The following is a 26748-nucleotide window of genomic DNA, read 5'->3' as shown; positions in this document are numbered from 1 at the left end:
TACTCCGGGGTGAGGCCGAGGGGCAGCGCCCCTCATGACCCGGGCGCGCCGCCAATACGGCGCGCGTCACCACATGCCGCCGACGGTATAGCCCTCCGGGAACGGGGTGCTGAGGTCCAGCGTGTAGCTGGAGAGACCATAAGTCCAGCCCTGGCCGGACAGGGGAGGGACAATGGCCTTGTAAGGCCCGCTTGCGTTTTCTCCACGATCCGCCCGGTAAAAGTGGTGCCCAATGGCCCGGCGATCACATGATGCTGCCCGATCCCAGCAGCCCGCGTGCATGCAGCACTGCCATCCTGGCGCGGGTGCCGGTGCCGCAGGGCGAACGCTCATGAATGCCGCTTGCGTCCTGCGGGTGCTCCGGGGCGAAGGGGCCGGTCGAGAGGTGATCGCCCCGCGGCCATCCGTGTCTTCTATCACCGGCGCGCTCCAGAGATTGGTGATGGTCGTGCCGGTGATCCCGGGGTTGTCCGGATGCACCACCGGCAGCTGCCGGGCGGCGGCATGGCGGATTGCCTCGGAGACGCGCAGGATCTCTGCGCCGTTCCCTGCGTCCAGCGCAACGTCCAGCTTTTCCGCCTCGGCCAGCACAAAGAACATGCCGCCCCAGGCCGCGTCCACCCGGACCGTGCCCAGTCCGGCAGCCTCTACCGGCGCGTCCAGGTGCACGGCAAAGGCCGGCACGTTCTTGAACTCCACCCGCGTCACCTTGCCGTCGCGGCATTCGGCGCACACCCGGACCAGCCAGACCCGGGCCTCCAGCACCAGTTCCGTCACCGGCGCCGTCATCGGCACCACGCCGGTCTTCAGCAGCACCGTCACCACGCAGACCGTGTTGGCACCCGGCATCGGCGGGTATTCGGTCGGCTCGAAGATGATGAAGCCGGCATCCGCCTCCGGATGGCAGGGCGGCACAATCGTGTTACCGCACAGCCCCGGATTTCCCCGCGGTTCGCGCAGCGTCTGCAGGTGGATCTCCTCATGGTTCGCGGCCATGTCCTGCATCTTTTCCAGCATTGCATTGCCCGGCCGCAGGGGCATGCCGCCGGTGATCACCCGGCCCGGCGCGCCTCCGGCATGGGCCTCAACTGCTTGCAGAATGCGGGATGTGCGCATCTGTCTCCTCCCCGGTCTTCAGGACGCCTGAACCGCAGATTGGATCCGGAAACGAGCTGTGCACGGATGCACAGGCCGCGTCCAGACCCCTCTGTGCCGTTTGCGGGACTGGCATTTGCCCCGTCTGTGGGCTATCTGGCTGGGAAAGAACCCGCAGTGCCAGGCGTGCTGCCCATGCGCATTGAAAGGCTGACATATGAGCTTTGAAACACCGGGGCCGGTTGAGGCGCAATTGCGCGATGCCATCAGCCCGATTGAAGACATCATCGAAGAGGCCCGCCAGGGCCGCATGTTCATTCTTGTCGATCACGAGGACCGCGAGAACGAAGGCGACCTGGTAATTCCGGCGAAACACGCGGATGCCGCAGCGATCAACTTCATGGCCACCCATGGCCGCGGGTTGATTTGCCTGACTCTGCCGGCCGAGCGGATCGAGGAGCTGGGCCTGCCGATGATGGCGCTGCACAATTCGTCGCGCCACGAGACTGCCTTTACCGTCTCGATCGAAGCGCGCGAGGGCGTGTCCACCGGCATTTCTGCCGCAGATCGCGCACTGACCGTGGCCACTGCTATTGACCCGGAAAACACCGCCGCTGACATCGCCACCCCTGGCCATGTCTTCCCCCTTCGCGCCCGCAGGGGCGGGGTTCTGGTCCGTGCCGGCCATACCGAGGCCGGCTGCGACGTGGCCCGCCTGGCCGGCCATTACCCGTCTTCAGTGATCTGCGAGATCATGAAGGAAGACGGCACCATGGCGCGGCTGCCTGATCTGGTGGAATATGCGCAGAAACACGGGCTGAAGATCGGCACGATTTCGGACCTGATCACCTACCGGGCCCGCAACGACAATCTGGTGACGGAAACCTCGCGCGAGACCGTGACCTCGGAAATCGGCGGCGACTGGGAGATGCGCCTGTTCACCGACCAGACCCACGGCATCGAGCATGTGGTGATGATCAAGGGTGATATCACCACGCCGGAGCCGGTGCTGGTGCGCACCCATGCGCTGCATGAGGCAACGGACATCCTGGGCCTTGGCCCCAAATCAGCCCGCCAGCTGCCCCGCGCGATGGAGATCATTGCCGAGGAAGGCCGCGGCGTGGTGACCCTGTTCCGTCAGCCGCGCAATGCGCTTTATGCCAATGAGGAAGACGGCGCGCGGACAGTGACCATCAAGCAGACCGGCATCGGTGCGCAGATCCTTTCAAGCCTGGGCTTGAACGAACTGGTCCTGCTGACCGACTCGCCCTCGACCAAATATGTCGGGCTGGATGCCTATGGGCTGTCCATCACCGGCAGCCGCCCCATTCTGAAGGACGATTGAAATGGCTGGACATGAAACCCACTATACCCTGCCGCGCGCCGAGTTCGACAAGCCGGTAAAGATTCTGATCGTGGTGGCGCCCTACTACAAGGATATCGCCGACAATCTGGTAACTGGTGCCGCGGCTGAAATCGAGGCTGCGGGCGGAACCTTTGAAATCGTCGAAGTGCCCGGTGCGCTGGAAGTGCCCACCGCGATTGCAATCGCCGACCGCACCTCGAATTTTGACGGCTACGTGGCGCTGGGCTGCGTGATCCGCGGCGAGACCACCCATTATGAAACCGTCTGCAACGACAGCAGCCGCGCGATCCAGCTGATGGGCCTGCAGGGCCTGTGCATCGGCAATGGCATCCTGACCGTGGAAAACCGCAAACAGGCCGAAGTGCGCGCCGATACCGCCGATCAGAACAAAGGCGGCGGCGCGGCAGCTGCGGCCTTGCATCTGATCGCACTCACGCGTAAGTGGGGCGCCCAGACCAAAGGCATCGGTTTCAAGGCGCCCACCGGGGCGTACCAGGTCGCCGGTACAGACAACGGATCCACCAGCGCATGAGCACCCAGGACAGCCGCCCCAAGGGCAACGGCAAGAATCAGATGAGATCGGCAGCCCGGCTTTATGCCGTGCAGGCGCTGTTCCAGATGGAGCATAGCGGCCTCACCTTCGACAAGGTGATCGTCGAGTTTGAGGACCACCGTTTCGGCGCTGTCTATGAAGGGGACGAAATGGCAGAGGGGGACAACAAGGTCTTCCGCAAGCTGATACGCGAAGCCGTTAACCACCAGGCGCAGATCGACCAGATGACTGACCGGGCGCTGGTGGCGAAATGGCCGATTGCCCGGATCGATCCCACCTTGCGCGCGCTGTTCCGCGCCGCGGGTTCAGAGCTGACGCAATCCGACACACCGCCCAAAGTGGTTATCAACGAGTTTGTCGACATCGCCCGCGCCTTCTTTCCCGAAGGCAAGGAGCCGAAGTTCGTCAACGCGGTGCTGGACCATATGGCGCGCGAAGCCAAACCGGAAGCCTTCTGAGGCGGTAAGTTCGGGTATCAATTGAAACAAGGGCGCGCTGCTGAGTGCGCCCTTTTTGTTTGCTGGCTTACGGCCCGCAAGGGGTGCGGCAAATTCCGCTCATTCCTCCGGAAGCGCTGGACGGCGTTGCAAAGACTGATAACCTCTTGTTGCAATTCTGGAGGACCGAGATGCCTGAACTGGTGAAGATGTATATCCGCAATGTCGTGATCGGCTTTGGAATCGCGGCTGTCTTTGTGGCGATGCTGCTGTGGTTCGATGTGATGAACCTCTGGGCGCTGGTCTCCGGGTCTGACACGGGCCTGCTGGCCGTTTTCATGTTGTGGTTCATGCATGGCATCGTTTTTGCCGGCGTGCAGTTCGGCTGGGCGGTGATGGCCATGGCCGAAAAGGATGGCGGTCCCCGCCGCGGCACGCCGGTTGTAAAGGAATTCCAGCCGGTGCGGGTGCCGGCTGATCAGCCTTCTCAGCGCCAGCGCCAGTTGCGCAGCCGCCGCTGACCCAGGAACAAGCTGTTATTGCAGCCCGCGCTTTCCATCCGGAAGGCGCGGTTTTTCGTTGTGCGAATAGGGAAGATGCGGCGGGACCACCAAACAACCGTGCGGCTTTGATTCCCGGGGACCTGTATGTACAGGTGGGCGCCAGGTAAACGGACCAGGGTCCGAACAGAGCCAGCTCCCGTGGAATTGCTTAAGGCCACTGGAATGCTGCCTGTCACAAGAAGGGCAGAACCCGCCAAGGCCGTAAGTAGTCTTCCCGGACCGCTGTTACAAGGGGAACGCAGCGCCGGCAGGCGAATTCCGGGTAAAACCGCAGGATTGCAATTTGTTCCCTGATTGTTCACATTTCCCCGCATGATGGAGGATCTGCAGCCCGGACAGAAACTCGCCCGCGGGGTGGCGCGCTACCTGCGCTCGCTGGGCTATGCACCGCTGGAAGAATTTGTGCCGGTCCGGGGCTTGCGCGTCGATGTGATGGCGCTGGGCCCCAAGGGGGAGCTGTGGGTGATCGAGTGCAAGTCCAGCCGCGCTGATTTCCAGTCCGACAGCAAATGGGAGGGCTATCTGGACTGGTGCGACCGCTATTTCTGGGCGGTGGATCTGGAGTTTCCCACCGAGCTGCTGCCGGACGGCTCAGGGCTGATCATTGCAGACCCTTATTATGCCGAGATCATCCGCATGGCGCCGGAAGACAAGCTGCCGCCGGCGCGCCGCAAAAAGCTGATTCAGAAATTCGCGATGGATTCCGCCCGCCGCCTTCAGGCTCTGCGCGATCCGCGCCTGGGCCGCGACGGGCTGCTGCTGGGCGGCGCAGGAGACGGCACGCCGGAGGAGTGAGTACTGGCGGGACCTCCCGCGCCCGCAGGTGCCCCGCTCGCGGGGCGCGGGGCCCCTTGGCGGCCTTGGGCCCGGCAGCGCGCCTGCGGAGCGCTGGAAGTGCTCTTGATGCTGCCGTGTCAGAGATCAGGCAGAGAGGGGGCGTGCCGGGACGGCTGCGCTACTTGACGCTGCGCGCGGCCTGGGCTGCGGCGCGGATCTCCTCGGCGATCTCCTCGGCTTCCTCCGGATCGAAATCCATCGGGATTTCAACGCTGCCTGTATCAATGAAAATCCGCACCATACCCTGATCGGTCGGGCCGATTTGCATGTTTGCCTCGATGTCGCGTTCGGTGTTGATACTCATTGCACACTCCAATGCCGGTCAGCGGATTGCAGCCGGTGCTAGCCCGGGGCAGGCTGAAACGCAAGCCGGCTTTGCGCTATGCTGTTTGCATGATGGATGTGACCCTGCGCCGATTCGCTCCAACCGACATGCAGTGGCTGGCCGCCCGCCACCAGGATCTCTACGCCCGCGAGGCCGGGTTTGATGAAACCTTCGGACCGCTGGTCGCCGATATTCTGCACAGTTTCTGCGCAGGCCACGATCCTGCCTGCGAACGCGGCTGGATGGCGGAAGGCGGCGGCGAGCGGCTGGGCACGGTGTTTTGCATGAAACAGGATGCCGCCACAGCGCAGCTGCGGCTGTTCCTGCTGACGCCAGCGGCGCGCGGCAAAGGGCTGGGCAAGCGGCTGCTGCGTGAATGCATGGCGTTTGCCCGTGCAGCCGGATACCGGGGCATGATGCTGAAAACCCATGAAAGCCACCAGACAGCCTGCGCGCTCTACCGGGCTTTCGGCTGGCAGCTGACGGACAGCCGTCCGGTGCACAGCTTTGGGCAGGATCTGGTGGAGCAAACCTGGCGGTTGTCCTTTCCGGTTTCTGACAGCCAGGCACCCTGAGTAAAGCGGCAAATTGCGCTTGTTTGCAAGAGGTTGTGGATAACTTCAGGCCGTGCACCAAGGCCGTGTCCGGACCGTTGGACTAGGTAATCGGGTGCGGCGGATTTCTGCGGCGGAAAGGAAAAAAAACCTCTTGCACGCCTCCGGGACGTGCTATAAATGACCCCACAGTGCCGCCTTAGCTCAGTTGGTTAGAGCGCCTGATTGTGGATCAGGAGGTCCCCCGTTCGAGCCGGGGAGGTGGTACCACTCAATCAAACAAATTCATCAGTTTCATCTGCGGCACCGGTCCAGTGCTTTTGCAGGACGCGGTTATTGCAGCCGCAATTCAAAAGCGGGTGCCCTTCAGTCCATACTGCCCCGGCCGGTAAACGGCCAGCTCCTTTGCGCCTTTTGTCCGGCCCGAAAGCCCGGTTCGCCGGGAGTGTTTTTATGGGCGGGGAAGCGTCAGACCGCGTTGCTCGGCGCGGGTGCGCTGCAGGGGGCGGTAAACGCACTGGCGCTGTGCCAGACGGTGCGGCCAGATCTGCCGGAGCACTTGCAAGAAGCGCTCCAGCAGCCCCCGGCAGCGGGGCAGGCCTTAATCGGTTGTGCTGGTGGTCGTGGTCGTTGTGGTGGTCCCGGTGCCATTGTCATCATCGGCAATGAGAACCAGGAACAGCACGCCTGCAACGGCTCCGGCGGTTGCCCCGGCTGACAGTCCGGTGTCCGGCAGACCGCCTGCGGCGGCCTGGGCCACAGCCTCGGCGCCCGGTGCCTGGCAGGTCACCTGCAGCGTACCGTTCGCCAGATAGGTGGCGGAGATCGGAACGCCGGCACCGCAGGCCAAACGCCGCTTGGCTTCGTTCAATGCGGCGTCGGCGGTCTGGGCAAAAACGGGCGGTGCGGCAAGAGACAGGGGAATAATCAATGCCGCTGCCCGCAAGATACTGGTGACCATGATAAAACAACCTTATGTTTTGGAACATCTTAAGGTTAATGAAGGCCCGGGTGCCAGGCAACATGGCGGCGCTGCAGCAAGGACGTTCCGGCAAGATGCCGCGCAGCTGGGGTCCCGCTTTGAACGGTTCGTCCGGGGGTATGCGAGGGTAACGATATGTTTAAGACAGCCGTCAAGAGCTTGACCGCAGGGGTTTCCTGCCTGGGTCTGGCCGCAGCACCCGCACTGGCACAGGCCACCGGTCCCCTGGTTTATACGGTGGTGGTGCCCGCCGGGGAATTCGGTTCGGCTGCTTTTCTGACCGAGCTTTTGGGCACCCTGTCCGCTGCCAAGGCCTTCTGCCGCGCCACCGGTGATTCGGCACTGCAGGTTGATTGCCTCTCCGAACGGCTGGAAGCCGCTGCGGATGGCATCCCGGCGGGCACCGACTACGATGAGGTGCGCGGTGTGCTGCAGGACACCTCGGCCCGGCTGAAACGGCTGGCCCGCCAGAACAGCGACCCGGGACGGGGCAGGGTCAGCGTCACCAGTTCCGCCAATCCGGCTGAACGCACCGCCCGGCCGCTGACGCCTGTCCGGCCGTCGGCTCAGGCCGCAGTGAACCGGGAAGCCGCCCGTATCTTTGAGGACGCAGGCACAGTCCTGCTGCGCAGCGCCGAAACCGCGCAGGAGCGGCGGGCGCAATACGCCCGGATCGCCGCGGCCATCGATTCCAACAAGGTGCTGCTCAGGTCCTGACCCCGCCGGGTCAGTCCTTGATCCGCACTTCCTGGCGCAGGGCACCGGACTCGCGGTCGAAAATCAGGATGCGGTTGTCCTGGCTGACCACGGCAATCCAGCCGCGTCCCAGGGTTACTGCTTCGGCCTCTACCCCGTCGGGCAGGGCGATTTCTGCAGGCAGCGGCGCATCGCCTGCCTGCAAGCGGATGACAAGCAGCGAGATAATCACTACAAGCCCGCCAATCATCACCACGGTCAGCGTGGTCACCAGCCGCCGCAGGAACCGGATCTGCGGTGGTTCCTGTTGGGTTTCGGTCTCGGAAGGATCAGTCATGGGCAGCCGCCGGATTGAGTTTGTCATCGCGGAAAACCCGCCTAAGCGGCTTGATAAAGCGGTTTCGCGCGATGTGCCAGAGGAGGCGGCGCTGTCGCGCACCCGTCTGGCCCGGCTGATCGAAGCGGGGGCGCTTACGGTGGATGGCGCCGTGGTGCAGGATGCCAAGGCAAAGGCCGAGGCCGGCGCGCAAATCGCGATCATCGTGGAGGAGGCTGAGGACAGCCACATCGGCCCCGAAGACATCCCGCTGGATACCGTGTTTGAAGACGGCGACCTGATCGTCATAAATAAGCCCGCAGGCATGGTCGTGCATCCGGCGCCGGGCTCCCCCTCCGGCACTCTGGTCAATGCGCTGCTGCATCATTTCGGCGGCAACCTGTCAGGTGTCGGCGGCGTCAAGCGCCCTGGAATCGTGCACCGGATCGACAAGGAAACCAGCGGCCTTTTGGTGGTGGCGAAATCCGATGCCGCCCATCAGGGACTGGCCGTGCAATTCGAAAAACACACGGTGGAGCGTTATTATCAGGCGGTCTGCTATGGGGTGCCCGATGGCAACGACCCGCGCTTGCGCGGCGTCAAGGGCGCCAGTTTCGAACCCGGCAATATCCTCAAGCTCACCACCCAGCTGGCCCGCCACAAGACCGACCGGCAGCGTCAGGCGGTGCTGTTCCAGGGCGGCCGCCACGCGGTGACCCGAGCCCGCATCTGCGAGAGTTTCGGCAACCCGGCCTGCGCGGCGCTGATCGAATGCTGGCTGGAAACCGGCCGCACCCACCAGATCCGGGTGCATATGGCCCATGCCGGCCACGGGCTGGTGGGGGATCCCACATATGGCGGGCGCCGCAAGCTGGCGGCCAAAGCCCTGAACGAGGCCGCACAGGCGGCTGTTCAGTCCTTCCCGCGCCAGGCGCTTCACGCTGCCGTTCTGGGGTTCGATCACCCGGTGACGGGCGAACCGCTCAGGTTTGAGGCGCCGCTGCCGCAGGACATGGCGGGTTTGCTGGCGGCGCTGCGCCAGTAAATTGCCAGCAATTAAGCGTGTTCCAGCCTGTGATGCAATTCACAGACGCGCTTGGCCGGGTTAACATAGAAGAATTCCTTAAGCAGTCCTTGAAAAGGATTTGGCGCTAACACATATGCGCTAATGTTAAGTCCTTATACATTCTGGGAGGGACACTTTATATGGCGAATTATGCAAACCTGCCTGCCCCGACGCCCGAAGGCGGTCTGAACCGGTATCTCCAGGAAATCCGCAAGTTTCCACTGCTGGAGCCGGAAGAGGAATACATGCTGGCCAAGCGCTGGGTCGAAGAGCAGGACGCGGCGTCTGCCCATAAGATGGTAACCTCCCATCTGCGGCTCGCGGCCAAGATTGCCATGGGCTACCGCGGTTATGGCCTGCCGCAGGCCGAAGTGATTTCCGAGGCGAATGTCGGCCTGATGCAGGCGGTTAAGAAATTCGATCCGGAAAAGGGTTTCCGGCTGGCAACCTATGCGATGTGGTGGATCCGCGCCTCGATCCAGGAATATGTCCTGCGGTCCTGGTCGATGGTTAAGCTGGGCACAACCTCGGCACAGAAAAAGCTGTTCTTCAACCTGCGCAAGGCCAAGGCCCGCATCGGCGCTCTCGAAGATGGCGATCTGCGGCCCGAGAACGTCAAACGGATCGCAACCGATCTTGGCGTGACCGAGGATGAAGTGGTCTCGATGAACCGCCGCATGTCGGGCGGGGACGCATCATTGAATGCCACCGTCGGCTCTGAGGGCGAGGGCACGATGCAATGGCAGGATTGGCTTGAAGACGAGGACGCCGATCAGGCCGGCGATTACGAGGCCCGCGACGAATTGGAAGCCCGCCGCGAGCTTCTGGCCGCTGCGCTGGACGTTCTGAACGACCGCGAAAAGGACATCCTGACCCAGCGCCGTCTGATGGATCAGCCCGTCACCCTTGAGGAGCTGAGTGCGCAGTACAAAGTCAGCCGCGAGCGGATCCGTCAGATCGAGGTGCGCGCGTTTGAGAAGCTGCAGAAAAAGATGCGCGAACTGGCGAGTGAAAAAGGCATGCTCGCCAGCGCCTGATCCCGCGCCCGGCTGCAGAAGGATAAGGCGGTGCCTGGCACCGCCTTTTTTTTGTCAGCTGACAATGACGCTGGCTTTACGGCAGGGGTCCTGACTGAAAGCTGGCGAATGCTGGCTGTGAATCCTGTCTGGCACGGGCCTGGCAATAGGGCTGGGTGCGCGGCTGAATGGGAGGCTGGCAGAAACGCTGGCTGACGGTTTTACGCGTGGCTGGCTGAAATCACTCTGGTTGCTGGCGTTGCTTGCGGTCTGGCTGTCCCGAAGGATGGCTGGAGAGCTGGCTGCTTGCGGCCTGGTGATTCTGGCTTGCGTGCAATTTCTGTATTCTGTTTAGCCGTACCCAGGGCGCCGGTCAACAGAAAATGCAATGAAATCAATTAGTTGATAGATTTACTCGGGAATTGCCTTCAGACAGCCCTAGGCAGAGCGCCTGTACGGCCTTACATTCACCCCTCTGGCACAGGAGGACGGTCCATGGCAGGCGGTTGGGCGCAGGACGGCGCAGTGAATGAACAGATTGAAGCGTCGATCAATGACGAGCTTGCGCGGCTGAAGGCGCAAAAACGCCCGGTGGGCGAAAGCCTGACCCATTGCGCCGAATGCGAAGAGCCGATCCCCGAGAAGCGCCGCGTGGCCATTCCCGGCGTCAAGCTCTGCATCGACTGCCAGCAGGAACGCGATGGCGCGCATCAGGCGCGCGGCGGCTTCAACCGGCGCGGGTCGAAAGACAGCCAGCTGAAGTAGCCGGGGCCGGCACTGCGGCCACGGCTGCGGGAATCAGGGCCGCAGTGAGCTTTGAAAACGGTGCCGTGGTGGCAACTCCCATACCCAGTCAACGGGAGCAGTTTGCGATACAGTGAATCCGTCTTCGGGAAAATCTCCCTAAGCGGTGTTCTGCTGCGCAATGGGGCAGGGCTGATGTGCCGCTCAGGAGTGTGTTAGCGCCATCCGCAATATGAATTGCGGTCCGGCGAGACCGTCGGGATGAATGCCGCCGGTATCCGCAAAGCCGCCCTTGCGGTAGCAGCGGACAGCGCCAAGGTTCTGCATGTTGACGGTAAGCATCACAGCGCAGCGGTCCGGGTAGTGCGCGGGAAGATAGGTCTTCAGCGCCGCAACGGCAGCAGTTGCATAGCCTTGGCCTTGCGCGTCGCGATCAATCATGAAGGCACGCAGGCCCAGTTCATCAGCGCGGGCAAAGCTGTAGGTCTCATGAAACAGGCGGTCGATTTTGAAAAACCCCACCGCGCGATCTTTTTTAAGGACGGCATGAAAATCCACGCCGTCCTCATTTTCTTCAATCGCCTGCGCCACGGTGCCGGAATAGCGGATCTGATCCGGCTCCACCTGAATATGGGAAACCATGTCAAATTTGCTGCGGGCCACCGGGCGCAGGGTAAGAGGCTTCAGTCCTCCATTGCTTCCAGTTCATCAATGAAGCCGGAGATCATCGACAGGCCCTTGTCCCAGAACTTGGGGTCACTGGCATCAAGGCCGAAGGGGGCCAGCAGCTCCTTGTGATGTTTGGCCCCCCCCGCCTTAAGCATGTCGAAATATTTGTCCTCGAAACCCTCGGCGCCTGAGGCGTAGACCGAATAAAGTGCATTCACCAATCCGTCGCCAAAGGCATAGGCGTAGACATAGAAGGGCGAATGCACGAAATGCGGGATGTAGGCCCAGAAGGTCTCATAGCCATCCATGTATTCGAACGCCTCACCCAGGGATTCCGCTTGCACCGACATCCAGATGGCGTTGATGTCATCCGGGGTCAGCTCACCCTCGGCGCGGGCCGCGTGCAGCTTGCATTCGAAGTCATAGAACGCGATCTGGCGGACCACCGTGTTGATCATGTCCTCGACCTTGCCCGCCAGCAGCACCTTGCGCTGTTCCTTGGTCTCGGCCCCGTCCAGCATTTTGCGGAAGGTGAGCATTTCGCCGAACACGGAGGCAGTTTCCGCCAGCGTCAGCGGGGTAGAGGAGAGCATCTCGCCCTGTTCCGCCGCCAGCACCTGATGCACGCCGTGGCCCAGCTCATGCGCCAGGGTCATCACGTCGCGCGGTTTGCCCAGATAGTTGAGCATCACGTAAGGGTGCACATTGGTGACGGTCGGATGGGCAAAGGCGCCCGGCGCCTTGCCGGGCTTCACGCCGGCATCAATCCAGCCGTCCGAGAAGAACGGCGCGGCGATCTCACCCATGCGGGGATCGAAGGCGGTGTAGGCATCCATCACCGTCTTTTCCGCCTGCTCCCAGGTGATGGTGCGGGGGTCTTCCAGCGGCAGCGGTGCATTGCGGTCCCAGACCTGCATCACATCGAGGCCCAGCCATTTGCGCTTCAGCTCGTAATAGCGGTGGCTCAGCTTGGGGTAGGCGGCGACCACGGCTTCGCGCAGCGCTTCGACCACCTCGGGTTCCACATCGTTGGACAGGTGGCGGCCGGTCTGCGGGCTGGGCATGCCGCGCCAGCGGTCGATGATCTCCTTTTCCTTTGCCTGGGTGTTGTGGACGCGGGCAAAGGTTTTGACGTTTTCGGCAAAGACGGCAGCCAGTTCCCGCGCTGCCGCCTCGCGTTTGGCGCGGTCCGGGTCGGTCAGCAGGTTCAGGGTGCCTTCGATGGTCAGCTCTTCGCCATCGACGGTGAAGGTCAGGCCGGCGATGGTCTCGTCAAACAGTTTCTCCCAGGCATCGCCGACGATGCCGAGGTCGTGCATGAACCGTTCCAGCTCGTCCGACAGCTGATAGGGCTTCATCGCGCGGATGCGGCGGAACACGCTGGCATAGCGGGCAAGGTCTGCATTGGCGGCCAGATGCGCCTGCATTGCGCCGTCTTCGATCCGGTTCAGCTCCAGCGTGAAGAACACCAGCGGGGTGGTGGCCACGGTCACCTTTTCCTGGCAGTCCGACAGAAAGGCGGCGCGGCCGGCATCGGTGGTCAGCTGATAGTAGCGCAGGCCGGCAAAGGACATGATGCGGCCGGCGATGTTGTTGATCTTCTCATTGCGCTCGACGCATTGCAGCAGGCCGCCTGCGTCCAGATCGGCCAGCTTGCCTTCATAGTCGGCGGCAAAAGCGGCGCATTCCTGTTCCAGCCAGTCCAGATCGCGGGCCAGTTCGGGGGCGTCCTCAGACGCGTAAAGATCGCTGAGGTCCCATTCCGGCAGATTGCCGAGGCCGCCGGAACCGGAGGTGGCGTTTGCGTCGCGAACGGGGAAGGGAAGCTGGAACATGCGGGCTCCTGTCATGTGAAATGCTTTGACCAACATCTAAGGGGCGGCTTGCGGGATCACAAGCGGCGGGGCGCGGAACCCGGGGAGAATGACAGAAGCGGGTAAGGGCCGGGTAAACGGGGCGGGCGCCGCACAGGCAACGGGGTGTCAGCCGCGGTATTGCTCAAACAGGCGGCACATGCTGGAAAACACATGCGCGCGGATTTCCGGGGTTTCCATCATCACTTCATGCCGGGCGCCCTCGATTAAATCCAGCTTGCCGCCGGGCCAGCGGCCCATCCGGTCATGGATGGCACCCGTGTTTACGATCTGCTCGCCGGAGCCAACAAAGGTGATGCAGGGCAGGGCGGGCGACGGCTGCCGTGCCAGCCAGGCGCAGTCCTGCAGACTGACGCGCAGCCACTGGATCGTGGGTCCGCCAAGCGCCAGATCGGGCTGTGCCGCCAGCTGGGCATGCATCATCCGGTACATGTCCGGATCGGTGGTCAGCGTGTTGCCCTCAAAAGGGGTGATCTGCACATATTGCTCCAGCGCCGTTGTCGGCAGCAGCAATTTATCCAGGCGCAGAAACGGCGCAACGCCGCTTAGAAAACTGGCCAGGGGGCGCAGCAGCGGCGGGATCTGGATGCCCCACATCGGGCCGGTAAAGCAGCAGGCGCCGACCTTTAGCCCCTGCATCAGTGCGCGCAGCCCGATGGCGCCGCCCATGGAATGGCCGACCAGAAACAAGGGTTTCGGCAGTTCCAGCTGTTCTGCCAGGCGGGTCAGCGCCTGCACGTCTTTCTGGAAATCGCTGAAATCATCGACATGGCCCAGGCGGCGGTCTGGCAGCGTCCGGTCCGCCAGCCCCTGGCCGCGCCAGTCCACAGTGAGGGTGGCAAAGCCGCGATCCGCAAACTCGGCGGCGGCCAGCCCGTATTTTTCGATATATTCCGTGCGCCCGGGAAACAGCAGGACCGTGCCCTTTGCCGCGCCGTCAGGGCGCCAGTGGCCCGCACGGATGCGCACACCGTCCGAGGTTTGCACCCAATGGGCCCGGCCGCCCGCAGGCCCCTGCGCGATATCCGCGAACAGGGGGGCGGCCGGCAGGTCCATCGGGGCGCCGTCCATCAGGACAGGGCCGAGGCCAGCTTCATCGCGGTGCCCATGTCACCATCAATGGTCAGCTTTCCGGACATGAAGGCGGCAGTGGGGTTCAACTCGCCCTCAAGAATCGACTGAAATGTGTCGGCATCCGCCTTCATGGTAACATCGGTGTCTTCGTCACCGACGCGGGCGCCTGCGCCATCAAGCACGATGGAGCCCAGCCCTTCGATCTCGAATTTCGCGGAGGCGTCAAATTCGCCTGCGTCCAGTTTGCTGTTCAGGGCCTCAGCTGCCTGCGCAAGGGTATCGCTCATGTCCGTCCTCAATCTGTTTTGCGCGCTTCATAGCACAAACCTGTGAAGCATTTGCATCCGATACTGGAAAATGCCGCGCGCTGGATTACACTGGGCTCATCATGCTGGCAAATCTCCCAAAGCTCAAAGCTATCGTGGCGGCAACGGCGGTCACAGTCACGTATTCCTTGCCCGGGGCAGGCGCGGCGCAGCAGCTTTCCGCCGATGCGCTGCTGCGAGACCTCGCCGCGGCGGAGCTGTCCGAGGCTGCGGCCATAGACCGCGAGTTGCAGGCGCTTTGGGCCAAGAGCGGTTCGCCTGCGATGGATCTGCTTTTGCGGCGCGGCGCCGACGCGCTGGAGCGCGGAGATCTGCAGCAGGCAGCGGAGCATTTGACCGCGCTGACCGATCACGCGCCGGATTTTGCCCGCGGCTGGTACGAACGGGCCCGCGTCTATTTCGCGCTGGGGCTTTACGGGCCTTCGGTGGCGGATCTGGAACGCGCGCTGGCGCTGAACCCCAGGGATTACAACGCGATCTACGCGCTGGGCGCCCTGTTCGAACAGTTCCGAAATCCCGAGCGTGCCTATCAGGCCTATCAGCGGGCCAAGGCTATACATCCGCACCACGAGGAAGTAAGCAGCGCCCTTGAACGATTGGCGCCCTTGGTCGAGGGCAGGAAACTGTAAGCCCCACCGGGGCGGGGGCTGAAGCAATGGCAAACGCATCGCGGATTGTGGCCGTCCTGGGTCCGACCAATACCGGCAAAACCCACTATGCCATCGAACGGATGCTGGGCTACCGCACTGGCGTAATGGGCTTCCCGCTGCGGCTTCTGGCGCGCGAGGTCTATGATAAGGTGGTGGCGGCCCGCGGGCCGTCGGTGGTGGCGCTGGTCACCGGCGAGGAGCGCATCGTGCCGCCGCGGGCGCAATACTGGATCTGCACCGTCGAGGCGATGCCCGAAGGCATGGGCTGCGACTTCCTGGCGATCGACGAAATCCAGCTTTGCGCCGATCCCGAGCGCGGCCATGTCTTCACCAACCGTCTGCTGCGCGCCCGCGGCACGCTGGAGACGCTGTTTCTGGGAGCCGACACCATGCGCGGGCCGATTTCAGCGCTGGTGCCGGGGGTGCAGTTCCACCGGCGCGAGCGGATGTCGGATCTGGTCTGTGCAGGTTCGAAAAAGATAAGCCGGATGCCACCGCGCACCGCAATTGTCGGGTTTTCGGTTGATAATGTCTATGCGATTGCCGAACTGATCCGCCGCCAGAAGGGCGGCGCTGCGGTGGTGATGGGCGCGCTCAGCCCCCGCACCCGCAATGCGCAGGTCGCGCTCTACCAGAATGGCGAGGTCGACTATCTGGTCGCCACCGATGCCATTGGCATGGGGCTGAACCTCGATATCGACCATGTGGCGTTTTCCTCGACCAGAAAATTCGATGGCCGCCGGATGCGCGAGCTGGCCCCGAATGAGCTGGCGCAGATCGCCGGCCGGGCGGGCCGCGGGATGAGCCATGGCACTTTCGGGGTCACCGGCGATGCAAGGCCGCTGGACGAGGGCACAGCCTCGGCGATCATGAACCACCAGTTCACGCCGCTGAAAAAGCTCAACTGGCGCTCCGCCGATCTGCAATTCGGCACGGTCGAGGCGCTTATCCATTCGCTCGAAGCAAGCCCTGCGGATGAAAACCTGGTCAAAGCGCGCGAGGCGGATGATCTGGGTGCGCTGAAAATGCTGTCGCGCGAATCCGCGGTCATCTCCCGCACCACCAACGCGCAATCGGTGCGGCTGCTGTGGGATATCTGCCGGATTCCCGATTTCCGCGGTATCTCCCACGCGGAGCATGCCGCGCTGCTGGGGGTGATTTTCGAGCATCTGCATGGCGGCGGCGTGGTGCCGGATGACTGGATGGCGCGCCAGATAAAACGGATTGACCGCACGGACGGCAACATTGATGCCCTGTCGAAAAGATTGGCATTTATCCGCACGTGGACTTATGTGGCGCAAAGGAATGGCTGGCTGCGTGATGAAAGCCATTGGCGCGGGGAGACGCGCGCTGTAGAAGACAGGTTGTCAGATGCGCTGCACGAGCGCTTGACGCAAAGATTTGTGGACCGGCGCACGTCTGTGCTGCTGCGCCGGCTCAAGCAGAAGGAGGCCCTTTTGGCCGAAGTGAATGACAAGGGTGAAGTGACGGTTGAAGGCGAATTCGTCGGCCGTCTCGAGGGGTTCCGGTTCAGCCCGGACAAAGGGGCGCAGGGTGCCGAGGCCAAGGCCTTGAAGGCGGCCTCGCTGCAGGCTTTGGCGCCGCAATTCCATCTGCGAGCGGACCGGTTCTATAACGCGCCTGATACCGAGATCGATTACACCGAGCAGGGCGGCCTGATGTGGGGCGAACATGCGGTGGGCAAGCTGGTTGCCGGCGCCGATGCGCTGACCCCGCAGATCGAGGTCTTTGTGGACGAGTCCGCCGGACCGGATGTGGCCCAGAAGGTGGAACGCCGCCTGTTGCATTTCATCACCCGCAAGATCAACGCGCTGTTTGAACCGCTGCTGGCCTTGCAAAAGGACGAAGAGCTGTCCGGCCTTGCGCGCGGCTTTGCCTTCCGCATGGTTGAAAACCTCGGCGTGCTGCCTCGGGCAAGCGTCGCGCAAGAGGTCAAGGATCTGGATCAGGACGCGCGCAGCGCGCTGCGCAAGCACGGCATCCGTTTCGGCCAGTTCACCATCTTCATGCCGCTGCTGCTGAAACCGGCGCCGACCCGTCTGCGGCTGGTGCTGTGGTCGCTGGCGAACGGTCTGCAGGACTTCCCCGAATCCCCGCCTCCGGGCCTGGTCACGGTGCCGTCCGCCAAAGACGCGCCCGAAGGCTATGACACTATGTCCGGCTACCGCGTGGCGGGTGAGCGGATGATCCGCATCGACATGCTGGAGCGTCTGGCCGACATGCTGCGCGGCGAAGACAGCCGCGGCGGCTTTGAAGCCAAGGCCGACATGCTGTCGATCACCGGCATGACGCTGGAGCAGTTCGCCGACCTGATGCAGGGCCTGGGCTACAAGGCCGAAAAGGGCGAGCGCCAGAAGGTGAAGCCGGCTGCGGCGGAAGCAGAAGCCAAGACCGCCGAAACCGAAGCCAAACCTGCTGAGGCCGCGGCTGAAGAGGCGCCTGCCACTGAAGAGCCGGCCGCTGAAGAGCCGGCTGCTGATGCCGCAACTGCGGACGCAGCGCCGGCTAAGGAAGCCGCTGCCGAAGTTCCCGCAGCTGAGGCCGAGGCCGCGCCTGCGGAAGAGACTGCACCTGCGGAAGACACTGCAGAAGCCAAGCCCGGAACGGCTGCGGCTGCGGAGGCTGCTGCCGAACCGGAAATGGAAGTGTTCTTCACCTTCACCTGGGGCGGCAACCGGGGCGGACGCCAAGGCGGCGGCCAGCGCCAGCAGAACCGCCGTCCGCAGGGCGACGGCAAACCGGCAGGCAAGGGCAAGCCGCGCGGCGCCAAGGGCGGCGACCGCGGCAAGCCGGGCCGCAAAGGCGGACCGCGCCAGGACCAGGGGGCCAAGACCTATTCCGCGCGCCCTGCGAAGAAGGAAAAGCAGATCGACCCGGACAACCCCTTTGCCGCTGCGCTGATGGGGCTGAAACAGGGCGACTGATCCTGCGATGGACGAAGGCGCGCCCAAGATCCGCATCGACAAGTGGCTGTGGCATGCGCGGTTTTTCAAAACCCGCAGCCTGGCCGCCAAACAGGTCGGTGCGGGCCATGTGCGCCTTAATGGCACCAAGACCTTGAAACCGGCTCAGAACGTCGCCCCGGGCGACGTTCTGACCTTTGTTCAGGCCAAAGTGATCCGCGTGGTGCGGGTCGAGGCCATCGGCACGCGCCGCGGCCCGGCGCCCGAGGCGCAGGGGCTGTACTTTGATATGACGGAAAAGCAGGAAAAAATTCCGGCTAACCCCAAGTTCGAAGGAAAAGGCCGGCCGGACAAAAAAGCCCGCAGAGCGCTTGATCTTACTCGCAAGCAGGATACCCTTTGACGGCTTGAAGCCTTCGCCGGTCTGGATTAGCTAGGCGCAAACGGATAACGGGACTCGGTACTATGACCTATGTCGTGACGGAAAACTGCATCGCCTGCAAATACACCGACTGTGTCGAGGTGTGCCCGGTGGACTGCTTCTACGAGGGCGAGAACACCCTGGTGATCCACCCCGACGAATGCATCGATTGCGGCGTCTGCGAACCGGAATGCCCGGCTGATGCGATCCGCCCGGATACCGAGCCGGATATGGATAAATGGGTTGAATTCAACCGCAAATACTCTGAACTGTGGCCGGTCATCGTATCCAAGAAAGACCCGATGCCGGGCTACGAGGAGCGCGACGGCGAAGAGGGCAAGATGGAGAAGTATTTCTCTGAGGCGCCCGGCGAGGGCGGCTGATTCTCTGCCTTGAACGGCCGGGGCCGCAAATTTGCGGAAAACCGCCGCATTGCGCAGGGTTTTAACCAGCCTTGACCGGCAGGCCGCCTTCCGGGCGGCCCTTTTTTGTGGTATACTAAAAGCACAAAAGACATAAACAATCGGAGTCCGCCCCGGCGCACGCCAGCAGTGGTGCGCAGATTGGGCAGTATTTCTGCGGATAAAATGTCCTGAGGGCCGGTCAAATCGAACTGACCGGGGCCGGGCATTTTGCTCGCTAACATGCCGGAGCCGCCCGGCTATGAGTAAGGAACAATCTGTATGACCAAATCGAAGAAGCTCGAATTCCGCCCCAATGAGTATGTAGTCTACCCGGCGCACGGCGTTGGCCAGATCATCTCGATCGAGGAGCAGGAAGTGGCCGGCTTCGCGCTGGAGCTTTTCGTGATCACCTTTGAAAAGGACAAGATGACCCTGCGGGTGCCGACCAACAAGGCTACCGAAGTGGGCATGCGCTCGCTCAGCTCGCCGGACGTGATTGCCCAGGCGATGAAAACGCTGAAAGGTAAAGCAAAGGTGAAACGCGCCATGTGGTCGCGCCGCGCTCAGGAGTATGAGCAGAAGATCAACTCCGGTGATCTGATCTCGATCGCCGAAGTGGTCCGAGACCTGCACCGCACCGATGATCAGCGCGAGCAGAGCTACTCCGAACGCCAGCTGTACGAAGCCGCGCTTGAGCGCCTGACCCGCGAAGTCGCAGCAGTATCCGGCAACGACGAAATCGCTGCCGCCAAGCAGGTGGACGAGGTTCTGACCTCCCGCGTTGCAGCCTGAATATCTGCTGTACTAAGCTTTTGAAAGGCCGTGCCCCCGGGGCGCGGCCTTTTTCATGCGCCGGCTTGGGTCAGCTGCAGAAGACGAGAAGCGTGAGCAGGCCGGCAATCTCGGCAATTTGCTGGGATGCCCCCAGAATGTCCCCGGTCTGGCCGCCGATCTTGGCCTTGGCCAAAGCGGCCAAACCAAGGGCAGCCGCACCCATGGCCAAGGCAGCAGCCAGGGCCGCAGCCCCAATCAGAGGCAGCGACAGGACAATGGCCAGCAAGGCGGCCAGCAAACAGGGCAGGGCGCGGGGGCGGCCCACGGTTTGCGACAGACCGGCGGCGCGCGCATTCGGCAGTGCCGACATCAGCGCAGGCATCACTGCCCGGCTCAGCATTGCCAGGGCTAGCAGCGGCCAGACACCTGCTGCGGCGATCAGTGCGGCCAGGGCGCTCCAGCGCAGGCCAAACCCGAGGATCAGCGCAATCACGCCATAAGCGCCGATGCGGCTGTCCTTCATGATCTCCAGCCGCCGGTCCCGGCTATAGCCGCCCCATAAACCATCGGCGGTATCAGCAAGCCCGTCCTCGTGCATGGCACCTGACAGCATCACCTGAAGCGCCAGCGCCAGCCCTGCGGCCACCGCGGCGGGCAGGCCCATGTGCAAGGCAAAAGATGCCGCCAGCGCGGCCGGCAGGCTGACGGCAAGCCCGGCCAGCGGAAACGCCCAGACCGCCTTGGCCTGCCGCTGAAAGGCTGTCGCGGGCAGATGCGGCAGCGGCAGCCGGGTCAGCAGAACCAGCACCAGCAGGATGTCATTTGCCTGGATGTCGTTTTTTCGCATTGACCGGCCTATTGGGGGGCTTGCGGCACTGCCGTCAGCGGTTAAACAGATTGCCATCCGCTTTATCCGCGTCCCCCGCTCAGATGCAACGAGGCTTTTACATGCTGCCACAGCTTTCCTCCCTTGATGACTTCCGCGCCGCACTGGCCGGCGCACCCGCGCAGGACCAGGCCGCGCTTGATGGTGCGGCTGCGCGCAACACCCAGCTGACCAAGCCGCCCGGTGCCTTGGGTCGGCTGGAAGAGCTGGCGATCTGGTACGGCGGCTGGCGCGGCAGCGACCGGCCGGACATCACCGCGCCGCAGGTGATCGTCTTTGCCGGCAATCACGGGGTGACCGCACAGGGCGTCTCGGCCTTCCCGCCGGAAGTCACCGCGCAGATGGTGATCAACTTTGAACATGGCGGCGCGGCTATCAACCAGCTGGCCAGGCTGGCCGGCGCGCGCATGGATGTGCATGCGCTGGAGCTGGAGCGCCCGGCCGCCGATTTCACCCACGGGCCGGCGATGAGCCGGGAAGATCTGCTGGCCGCCCTGAAAGCCGGCTGGGAGGCGGTGGACCCAAGCGCTGACCTGCTGGTGGTCGGCGAAATGGGGATCGGCAATACCACGCCTGCAGCGGCGCTGGCCTGTGCGCTTTTCGGCGGCGAGGCTGAGGATTGGACCGGGCGCGGCACCGGTGTGGACGATGCAGAGCTGGCGAACAAGACCCGCGTGGTGGCCGAAGGCGTTGCGCTGCACAAAGATGCTATCCAGGACGGTCTGGATGCGCTGGCGTGCCTGGGCGGGCGCGAGATTGCCGCCATGGCGGGTGCGATTGCTGCCGCCCGGGTGCTGCGCATCCCGGTGATCCTGGACGGCTTCATCTGCTGCGCTGCGGCTGCCTGCCTGCTGCAGACCGCAGACAGCGCCCTGGACCATGCAGTGGCAGGCCATCAGAGCGCCGAAGGGGCCCATCCGGCGCTGCTGGCGAAACTGAATAAGGAGCCGTTGCTGGCGCTGGGCCTGCGGCTGGGCGAGGCGTCCGGTGCGGCGCTGGCGATCCAGGTGCTGAAAGGCGCAGTTGCCTGCCACAGCGGCATGGCGACCTTTGCCGAGGCCGGGGTCACAGACGGCTGACCAGGCGGTCCCGCGTGTTTTACTGCCGCAAGGCCCGGGTCTGCGCCCGGGCCTTTGTTATTCGGCGGCTTCTGCGGACTTCTTGCGCTTGCGTTCGGCCATCTCGAAAATCGCGCTTTCGATGGCTTTCTCCAGCTCGCGGGCGCGGTCGATATAGGCCGGGTTCTGGCTGGCGGGCACGCCGGGAATCCAGTGCTGTGCAAGGTCGCGCAGATTGGTGCGGTCATGCGCATAGAAGGTCTGCGCCGCTTGTGCCGCCTCATATTCGCTGAGGCCGACGTTCTCCAGCACATAGCGGCCTGCACGCACCGAGCTGTCGAACATCTCGCGCACGATGTCATCGGCGCCGGCCTTGTACAGCTCATAGACATGGTTGCGGTCCTTGGCGCGGGCGATGATATGCAGTTCCGGGTAGGACCGGCGCACATAGGCGACCATCTTGACCACGCCTTCCGGGTCATCCAGCGCCACCACAAACACCTTGGCTTTGGCAATGCCTGCAGCTTTCAGCAATTCGGGCCTGGTGGGGTCGCCAAGGAAGCTTTTCACCCCGAACCGGCGCATCAGCTGCACCGCCTCCATGTCATGATCCAGCACCACGGTCTTGAAACCGCTGGCCTGCACCAGCCGGTTGACGATCTGGCCGAAACGGCCGATGCCCGCGATGATCACCGGTCCTTCCTCGTCAATCTCGTCAGGTTCATATTCCTGCAGAGCATCGCCCATGCGCTTGGACAGCAGGTCATAGGCGATGAACAGCAGCGGCGTGATCAGCATCGACAGCGCAATCACCAGCAGCAGCTTTTCGGACAGGGCCGCCGGAATGACGTTCAGCTGGGTGGAAAAAGCCAGCAGCACAAAGCCGAACTCCCCGGCTTGGGCCAGGCTGAGGGTGAACAGCCACAAACGGCGGCGGCGCAGGCCGAAGGCGCGGCCGACGGCAAACAGCACCACGCCCTTGGCAAAGATCACCAGCAGCGCCAAGCCGATCAGATCGCCCGGATCGGCCAGGAACTGGCGGTAGTTGATACCCGCGCCGACGGTGATGAAAAACAGCCCCAGCAGCAGCCCTTTGAAAGGGTTGAGGTCGCTTTCCAATTCGTGCCGGAATTCGGAGTTGGCCAGAACCACCCCGGCCAGAAAGGCGCCAAGGGCGGGGGAGAGGCCGACCAGTGTCATCAGGAAGGAGATGCCGACGACAATCATCAGCGCCAGCGCAGTGTACATTTCACGCAGGTTGGAGGCGTGGATGAACCGGAACAGCGGCCGGGTCAGGTAAATGCCGGCCAGGATGATAGAGGCGATTGCGGCCAGGGTGACAAGCGCCACCGCCCAGCCCGGCAGCCCGTCCACCAGCGACAGCGACCCGTGGCCGCCGCCATGGCCTGCGCTGTCACGGCTGATAGAGCCGTCGGTGGTAAACTGGGGGATCGCGTAACTGCCCAGCAGCGGCAGAAAGGCGAGGATCGGGATCACCGCGATATCCTGGGTCAGCAGCACCGAAAAGGCAGAACGGCCGCCGCCGGTGCGCATCAGCCCCTTTTCCGACAGCGTCTGCAGGACAATCGCGGTGGAAGACAGCGACAGCGCCAGCCCGACCGCCAGGCTGACATGCCAGGGTTCGCCCGCGGCCATGGCGGCGGCCATCAGAACCAGGGTCGAGGCCGTCACCTGCATCCCGCCCAGGCCGATCAGCTTGTCCCGCATGGCCCATAATGCGCGCGGTTCCAGCTCAAGCCCGATCAGGAACAGCATCATTACCACGCCAAACTCAGCGAAGTGGCGCAAATCCTCGGTTTCGGTGCCGGTCAGCCCGAAGATCGGGCCGATGGCGATTCCGGCAGCGAGATAGCCCAGAACCGAGCCAAGCCCAAGGCGCGCAGCCAGAGGAACCGCAATGACTGCGGCCCCCAGATATATGGTCGCTTGATAAAAGAACTCTTCCATAGTCAAGGTATCGCAAGCCGGCCGGGGCCTTGGCAATGGGTTTGCCGGCCGCGGCGGCTTGTTATGGCAATCCGGTGCCTGTCAGCGGCAGTCACAGACCGGCTATCGGCCAGGTCTTTTTGTCTGGTCCGGTTATTGCTCGAGCAGGCGGATTTCTTCGCTCAGCTTGCCGATCCGGTCCAGCCGCCGCGAAATCCGTTCCTGGAAGCCGCCCAGCTGGTCAATGATGTCAGCCAGTGTTTCGCCGGAATCGGTCAGCCGCGCGCTTTCGATTTTGAGCAGCACGCGGGTGGAGCTGAGACCAAGGAAATGCCGGTGCATGATCTGGCAGGCGCTGGTGATGCGGGCTGCTTCTTCATCCACTTCCTGCATGCCGTCCTTCGACCGCTTGACCTGATCCTGCACCAGATCGGACAGGATCTTGCGCTCGCTTTCCATGTCGGCCTCGCCGATTTCGCGGCGTTCCTGCTGCAGCTGGTTGTCGCACTCGATCAGGATGCGCGCCATGCCTTCGACAAACAGGCTGCTGTTCACCGAGGATTTTATTTTGGCAAAATTGCTGTTCTCGCCCATCACATGGGCCCCGAACCAATCCGACATTTCGCGCGACATCGACCCGTAGTTTTGCGACAGCACCGTGACCGGGCCGCCCGAAGGTTCGATCCGCGATGCCAGCACCCGCAGATTATGCGGGATCGTGTGCATCGCATCGAAATCTGTGATCAGCCCCTCGGTCTCTTCGACCAGGGTTTCAGCCATGCGCAGCATGCCCGTCAAATCCTGGATCCGGGTGTGGGGCGGCTGGTTCAGCCCCTGATCGCGGGAGATCAGCTCCTGGCTCAGCGCATGGGCAGCAAACTGGTGGTAATTCTCGTAGCCCTGGCCGTTCAGCCAGTCGAGCAGGTACTGCGCGCTGTCCTCCGGGGTGACGCCCGCATCGGTCTCCCGCTTGAGCATCTTCGCATAAAGACCGCGCACCTCGGTAAACAAGGCACTGCTGGGCTTGATGCGGGCGGACAGGTAGCCGTCCTGGCAGGGCGCCACAACGGCAAACACCCAATAATACAGCCCGTCCTTGGCCTTGTTCTTGACATAGGCGCCCATGAATTCGCCGCGCTGGATGGTGTCCCAGAACAATGAGAACACCCCTTTGGGCATGTCCGGGTGACGGATCACCTTATGCGGCGCGCCGATCAGTTCGTCCCAGGAGTAGGCACCGACCCGGCGGAACACATAGTTGCCGGCCTCGATCACACCGCGGCTGTCGGTTCTGGAAAAGAACACCTCGTTGAGGCCGAACGGGGCCTCGCCGCTGGTCGGGCGCGATTCAACTCGGCGGTCAAGAAAAGACACGGCACGTTCCACTTTCGGTTACGGAATAGGTCAGGGCATCCTTACGCCGAATTCCTTCCCGGATGGTTAAGTCGGCAGCGGCGCATCGCGTTTTAATTGTGCCATGACGATCTGGCTCTGGACCCTGGAAACAGCGGGATGGGGCAGCAGGATGCCGTGGATCAGCGTATTCAATGCCTCCAGATCGGCGCAGTAGACCCGCAGCAGGTAATCGGCCTCTCCGGTCATGGTCCAGGCGGAGGTGATTTCCGGCTGGCTGGCCACCAGCCGGGCGAACCCCTTGGACTGTTCGGGGCCGTGGCTGCCCAGATGAACCTGCACAAACCCCTGCACCGACAGCCCGAGCCTGGCGGGGTCGAGCCGGGCCGAATAGCCTTGGATATACCCGTCTGCCTCCAGCCGCTGGCGCCGCCGTCCGGCCTGGCTGGGCGAAAGGTTGAGCATCTCGCCCAATTCCTGCGCGGTGAGATGGGCGTTTTTCTGAAGGGCTGCAAGCAGTTTGGTATCGGCAGGGTCAAGCATGCGTATTTTTTCCATTTTTTGTCATCCTGGCGCGAATCTTGCGCGCATTTCAAGGTGCGGGTGCGAAATAATGCGGAAAACCTGCGCTGCATATGCGGTATTCTTGATGCAAGAATTCACTTGGCTTCCCGCATGATCCGAAGGAGACGCGCAATGGGTCCGTTCCCGCATAACGCCCCGAAATCCGAAATCAGCCCGGAAAACCCGGCTGGCACCGATGGTTTTGAATTTGTTGAATTTGCCAGCCCGGATCCGGACGAGCTGCGAGAGCTGTTCACTCAGATGGGCTATGAGCTGACAGGCCATCGCAAGGATCAGCCGCTGGTGGAGCTGTGGCAGCAGGGCGATGTCACCTATATCCTGAACGCCGACCCCGAAAGCTTTGCCGCCAAATTCGTGGAACAGCACGGCCCCTGCGCCCCGGCGATGGGCTGGCGGGTGGCGGATGCGCAGAAGGCGTTCGAACATGCCGTCGCCAAGGGCGCCGAAGCCTATGAGGGCGATGACAAGACCATGGACGTGCCCGCGATCAAGGGCATCGGCGGCTCGCTGATTTACTTCATTGATCAGTACTACGACACCTCGCCCTACAACACCGAGTTCAAGTGGCTGAAGCAGTCCAAGCCGCGCGGCGACGGGTTCTTCTATCTCGATCACCTGACCCACAATGTCTACAAGGGCAACATGGACAAGTGGTTCAGGTTCTATCAGGAGCTGTTCAATTTCAAAGAGATCCGGTTCTTTGACATTCAGGGCAAGTTCACTGGCCTTCTCAGCCGCGCGCTGACCTCGCCCTGCGGCCGTATCCGGATCCCGATCAACGAGGACCGGGGGGAAACCGGGCAGATCGTCTCATATCTGAAAAAATACAACGGCGAAGGCATCCAGCATATCGCTGTGGGCAGCGACGACATCTATGCCAGCACCGATGCGATTGCTGCAAAGGGGCTGAAGTTCATGCCCGGCCCGAATGATGCGTACTATGAGATGTCCAAAGAGCGGGTTCACGGCCATGACGAACCGCTGGACCGGATGAAAAAACACGGCATCCTGATCGACGGCGAAGGGGTTGTGGACGGCGGCGAGACCCGCATCCTGCTGCAGATCTTCTCAAAAACCGTGATCGGGCCGATTTTCTTTGAGTTCATCCAGCGCAAGGGCGACGACGGCTTCGGCGAGGGCAACTTCAAGGCGCTGTTCGAATCCATCGAGCAGGAGCAGATCAACAACGGTGAGATCCAAGCCGCGGGATAATAGGATCTGAGAAACGGAAACAGCCGGGCCTGATCAGCAGG

General features: G+C 62.8%; 29 protein-coding genes and 1 tRNA gene. 18 read left to right on the top strand and 12 right to left on the bottom strand.

The features are described from left to right. Nucleotides 1-66: 66 nt before the first annotated feature. Nucleotides 67-1116 carry a proline racemase family protein gene (locus tag METH_RS12445; protein ID WP_084013788.1) on the bottom strand — a complete coding sequence of 350 codons (1050 nt, stop codon included), beginning with the start codon at nucleotides 1114-1116 and terminating at the stop codon, nucleotides 67-69. A 196-nt stretch (nucleotides 1117-1312) separates the two neighbouring features. On the opposite strand from METH_RS12445, the gene ribB reads away from it, so the two are divergent. The 5 genes from ribB (at nucleotide 1313) to METH_RS12420 (ending at nucleotide 4809) form a co-directional block, all read left to right on the top strand. Then, the gene (gene ribB / locus METH_RS12440; RefSeq protein ID WP_024090827.1) at nucleotides 1313-2440 is read left to right on the top strand and encodes a 3,4-dihydroxy-2-butanone-4-phosphate synthase; all 1128 of its coding nucleotides are present in this window, start codon (nucleotides 1313-1315) and stop codon (nucleotides 2438-2440) included. Nucleotide 2441: 1 nt separating this feature from the next. Beyond that, on the top strand, nucleotides 2442-2993 hold the full coding sequence (locus tag METH_RS12435) for a 6,7-dimethyl-8-ribityllumazine synthase (RefSeq protein WP_024090826.1): 552 nt from the start codon (nucleotides 2442-2444) through the stop codon (nucleotides 2991-2993). After that, the gene (gene nusB, locus METH_RS12430; protein WP_024090825.1) at nucleotides 2990-3472 is read left to right on the top strand and encodes a transcription antitermination factor NusB; all 483 of its coding nucleotides are present in this window, start codon (nucleotides 2990-2992) and stop codon (nucleotides 3470-3472) included. The genes METH_RS12435 and nusB overlap by 4 nt, the downstream gene beginning before the upstream one ends. A gap of 170 nt (nucleotides 3473-3642) precedes the next feature. Then, nucleotides 3643-3972, top strand: coding sequence for a hypothetical protein (locus METH_RS12425; RefSeq protein ID WP_024090824.1), 330 nt, complete (start codon nucleotides 3643-3645; stop codon nucleotides 3970-3972). Between the two features lie 354 nt (nucleotides 3973-4326). After that, on the top strand, nucleotides 4327-4809 hold the full coding sequence (locus tag METH_RS12420) for an MmcB family DNA repair protein (RefSeq protein ID WP_024090823.1): 483 nt from the start codon (nucleotides 4327-4329) through the stop codon (nucleotides 4807-4809). Nucleotides 4810-4969: 160 nt separating this feature from the next. Here METH_RS12420 and METH_RS12415 read toward each other — a convergent pair whose 3' ends face one another. Further along, complete coding sequence (locus METH_RS12415; RefSeq protein WP_044008416.1) at nucleotides 4970-5155, bottom strand: DUF6324 family protein; 186 nt, start codon at nucleotides 5153-5155, stop codon at nucleotides 4970-4972. Nucleotides 5156-5244: 89 nt separating this feature from the next. On the opposite strand from METH_RS12415, the gene METH_RS12410 reads away from it, so the two are divergent. Further along, on the top strand, nucleotides 5245-5751 hold the full coding sequence (locus METH_RS12410; protein WP_024090822.1) for a GNAT family N-acetyltransferase: 507 nt from the start codon (nucleotides 5245-5247) through the stop codon (nucleotides 5749-5751). Between the two features lie 172 nt (nucleotides 5752-5923). After that, nucleotides 5924-6000, top strand: a tRNA-His gene (locus METH_RS12405). A gap of 331 nt (nucleotides 6001-6331) precedes the next feature. On the opposite strand, the gene METH_RS12400 is transcribed toward METH_RS12405, so the two are convergent. Beyond that, nucleotides 6332-6691, bottom strand: coding sequence for a hypothetical protein (locus METH_RS12400; protein WP_024090821.1), 360 nt, complete (start codon nucleotides 6689-6691; stop codon nucleotides 6332-6334). 156 nt (nucleotides 6692-6847) lie between these two features. Here METH_RS12400 and METH_RS12395 point away from each other — a divergent pair, with 156 nt between their 5' ends. Further along, on the top strand, nucleotides 6848-7429 hold the full coding sequence (locus tag METH_RS12395; protein WP_024090820.1) for a hypothetical protein: 582 nt from the start codon (nucleotides 6848-6850) through the stop codon (nucleotides 7427-7429). A gap of 10 nt (nucleotides 7430-7439) precedes the next feature. Here METH_RS12395 and METH_RS12390 read toward each other — a convergent pair whose 3' ends face one another. Beyond that, nucleotides 7440-7745: a DUF6476 family protein gene (locus METH_RS12390; RefSeq protein WP_024090819.1), complete on the bottom strand. Its 306-nt coding sequence runs from the start codon at nucleotides 7743-7745 to the stop codon at nucleotides 7440-7442. Between METH_RS12390 and METH_RS12385 the strand changes: the two genes are divergently transcribed. From METH_RS12385 to METH_RS12375, 3 genes are all read left to right on the top strand, one after another. Continuing rightward, nucleotides 7744-8769 carry an RluA family pseudouridine synthase gene (locus tag METH_RS12385; protein ID WP_024090818.1) on the top strand — a complete coding sequence of 342 codons (1026 nt, stop codon included), beginning with the start codon at nucleotides 7744-7746 and terminating at the stop codon, nucleotides 8767-8769. The genes METH_RS12390 and METH_RS12385 overlap by 2 nt on opposite strands. A 161-nt stretch (nucleotides 8770-8930) precedes the next feature. Next, nucleotides 8931-9827, top strand: coding sequence for an RNA polymerase sigma factor RpoH (gene rpoH / locus METH_RS12380; protein ID WP_024090817.1), 897 nt, complete (start codon nucleotides 8931-8933; stop codon nucleotides 9825-9827). 474 nt (nucleotides 9828-10301) lie between these two features. Next, the gene (locus tag METH_RS12375; RefSeq protein ID WP_024090816.1) at nucleotides 10302-10571 is read left to right on the top strand and encodes a DksA/TraR family C4-type zinc finger protein; all 270 of its coding nucleotides are present in this window, start codon (nucleotides 10302-10304) and stop codon (nucleotides 10569-10571) included. Nucleotides 10572-10754: 183 nt separating this feature from the next. Here the strand turns inward: METH_RS12375 and METH_RS12370 are convergent, their stop codons facing one another. The 4 genes from METH_RS12370 to METH_RS12355 form a co-directional block, all read right to left on the bottom strand. Then, nucleotides 10755-11192, bottom strand: coding sequence for a GNAT family N-acetyltransferase (locus METH_RS12370; protein WP_084013858.1), 438 nt, complete (start codon nucleotides 11190-11192; stop codon nucleotides 10755-10757). Nucleotides 11193-11233: 41 nt separating this feature from the next. Continuing rightward, nucleotides 11234-13054, bottom strand: a complete 1821-nt coding sequence (locus METH_RS12365) for a M3 family oligoendopeptidase (RefSeq protein ID WP_024090814.1) — start codon at nucleotides 13052-13054, stop codon at nucleotides 11234-11236. 147 nt (nucleotides 13055-13201) lie between these two features. After that, on the bottom strand, nucleotides 13202-14164 hold the full coding sequence (locus tag METH_RS12360) for an alpha/beta hydrolase (protein WP_044008414.1): 963 nt from the start codon (nucleotides 14162-14164) through the stop codon (nucleotides 13202-13204). Continuing rightward, complete coding sequence (locus tag METH_RS12355; RefSeq protein ID WP_024090812.1) at nucleotides 14164-14454, bottom strand: SCP2 sterol-binding domain-containing protein; 291 nt, start codon at nucleotides 14452-14454, stop codon at nucleotides 14164-14166. Before METH_RS12355 ends, METH_RS12360 begins: the two co-directional genes overlap by 1 nt. Before the next feature lie 101 nt (nucleotides 14455-14555). Between METH_RS12355 and METH_RS12350 the strand changes: the two genes are divergently transcribed. The 5 genes from METH_RS12350 (at nucleotide 14556) to METH_RS12330 (ending at nucleotide 19684) form a co-directional block, all read left to right on the top strand. Then, nucleotides 14556-15122: a tetratricopeptide repeat protein gene (locus METH_RS12350; protein WP_024090811.1), complete on the top strand. Its 567-nt coding sequence runs from the start codon at nucleotides 14556-14558 to the stop codon at nucleotides 15120-15122. 26 nt (nucleotides 15123-15148) lie between these two features. After that, nucleotides 15149-18088 carry a helicase-related protein gene (locus METH_RS12345; protein WP_024090810.1) on the top strand — a complete coding sequence of 980 codons (2940 nt, stop codon included), beginning with the start codon at nucleotides 15149-15151 and terminating at the stop codon, nucleotides 18086-18088. 7 nt (nucleotides 18089-18095) lie between these two features. Continuing rightward, on the top strand, nucleotides 18096-18470 hold the full coding sequence (locus METH_RS12340; protein WP_024090809.1) for an RNA-binding S4 domain-containing protein: 375 nt from the start codon (nucleotides 18096-18098) through the stop codon (nucleotides 18468-18470). Nucleotides 18471-18532: 62 nt separating this feature from the next. Further along, entirely contained in the window at nucleotides 18533-18871 is a 339-nt protein-coding gene (gene fdxA / locus METH_RS12335; protein WP_024090808.1) for a ferredoxin FdxA, read from the top strand. 300 nt (nucleotides 18872-19171) lie between these two features. Next, nucleotides 19172-19684 carry a CarD family transcriptional regulator gene (locus tag METH_RS12330; RefSeq protein ID WP_024090807.1) on the top strand — a complete coding sequence of 171 codons (513 nt, stop codon included), beginning with the start codon at nucleotides 19172-19174 and terminating at the stop codon, nucleotides 19682-19684. 70 nt (nucleotides 19685-19754) lie between these two features. Here the strand turns inward: METH_RS12330 and cobS are convergent, their stop codons facing one another. Continuing rightward, nucleotides 19755-20513: an adenosylcobinamide-GDP ribazoletransferase gene (gene cobS, locus METH_RS12325; protein WP_024090806.1), complete on the bottom strand. Its 759-nt coding sequence runs from the start codon at nucleotides 20511-20513 to the stop codon at nucleotides 19755-19757. Between the two features lie 101 nt (nucleotides 20514-20614). Between cobS and cobT the strand changes: the two genes are divergently transcribed. After that, nucleotides 20615-21631, top strand: coding sequence for a nicotinate-nucleotide--dimethylbenzimidazole phosphoribosyltransferase (gene cobT / locus METH_RS12320; protein WP_024090805.1), 1017 nt, complete (start codon nucleotides 20615-20617; stop codon nucleotides 21629-21631). Between the two features lie 57 nt (nucleotides 21632-21688). On the opposite strand, the gene METH_RS12315 is transcribed toward cobT, so the two are convergent. The 3 genes from METH_RS12315 to METH_RS12305 form a co-directional block, all read right to left on the bottom strand. Beyond that, nucleotides 21689-23578: a monovalent cation:proton antiporter-2 (CPA2) family protein gene (locus METH_RS12315; RefSeq protein ID WP_024090804.1), complete on the bottom strand. Its 1890-nt coding sequence runs from the start codon at nucleotides 23576-23578 to the stop codon at nucleotides 21689-21691. Between the two features lie 132 nt (nucleotides 23579-23710). Further along, nucleotides 23711-24931, bottom strand: coding sequence for a PAS domain-containing protein (locus METH_RS12310; RefSeq protein WP_024090803.1), 1221 nt, complete (start codon nucleotides 24929-24931; stop codon nucleotides 23711-23713). 66 nt (nucleotides 24932-24997) lie between these two features. Beyond that, nucleotides 24998-25453, bottom strand: coding sequence for an Lrp/AsnC family transcriptional regulator (locus METH_RS12305; protein ID WP_024090802.1), 456 nt, complete (start codon nucleotides 25451-25453; stop codon nucleotides 24998-25000). Nucleotides 25454-25606: 153 nt separating this feature from the next. Between METH_RS12305 and hppD the strand changes: the two genes are divergently transcribed. Next, nucleotides 25607-26707 carry a 4-hydroxyphenylpyruvate dioxygenase gene (hppD, locus tag METH_RS12300; protein ID WP_024090801.1) on the top strand — a complete coding sequence of 367 codons (1101 nt, stop codon included), beginning with the start codon at nucleotides 25607-25609 and terminating at the stop codon, nucleotides 26705-26707. Nucleotides 26708-26748: the final 41 nt, after the last annotated feature.

It is taken from the genome of Leisingera methylohalidivorans DSM 14336 (assembly GCF_000511355.1).
Lineage (GTDB): Bacteria > Pseudomonadota > Alphaproteobacteria > Rhodobacterales > Rhodobacteraceae > Leisingera > Leisingera methylohalidivorans.
Note: the sequence above shows the minus strand (reverse complement) of the source record. Positions and strands in the feature narration are given on the sequence as shown.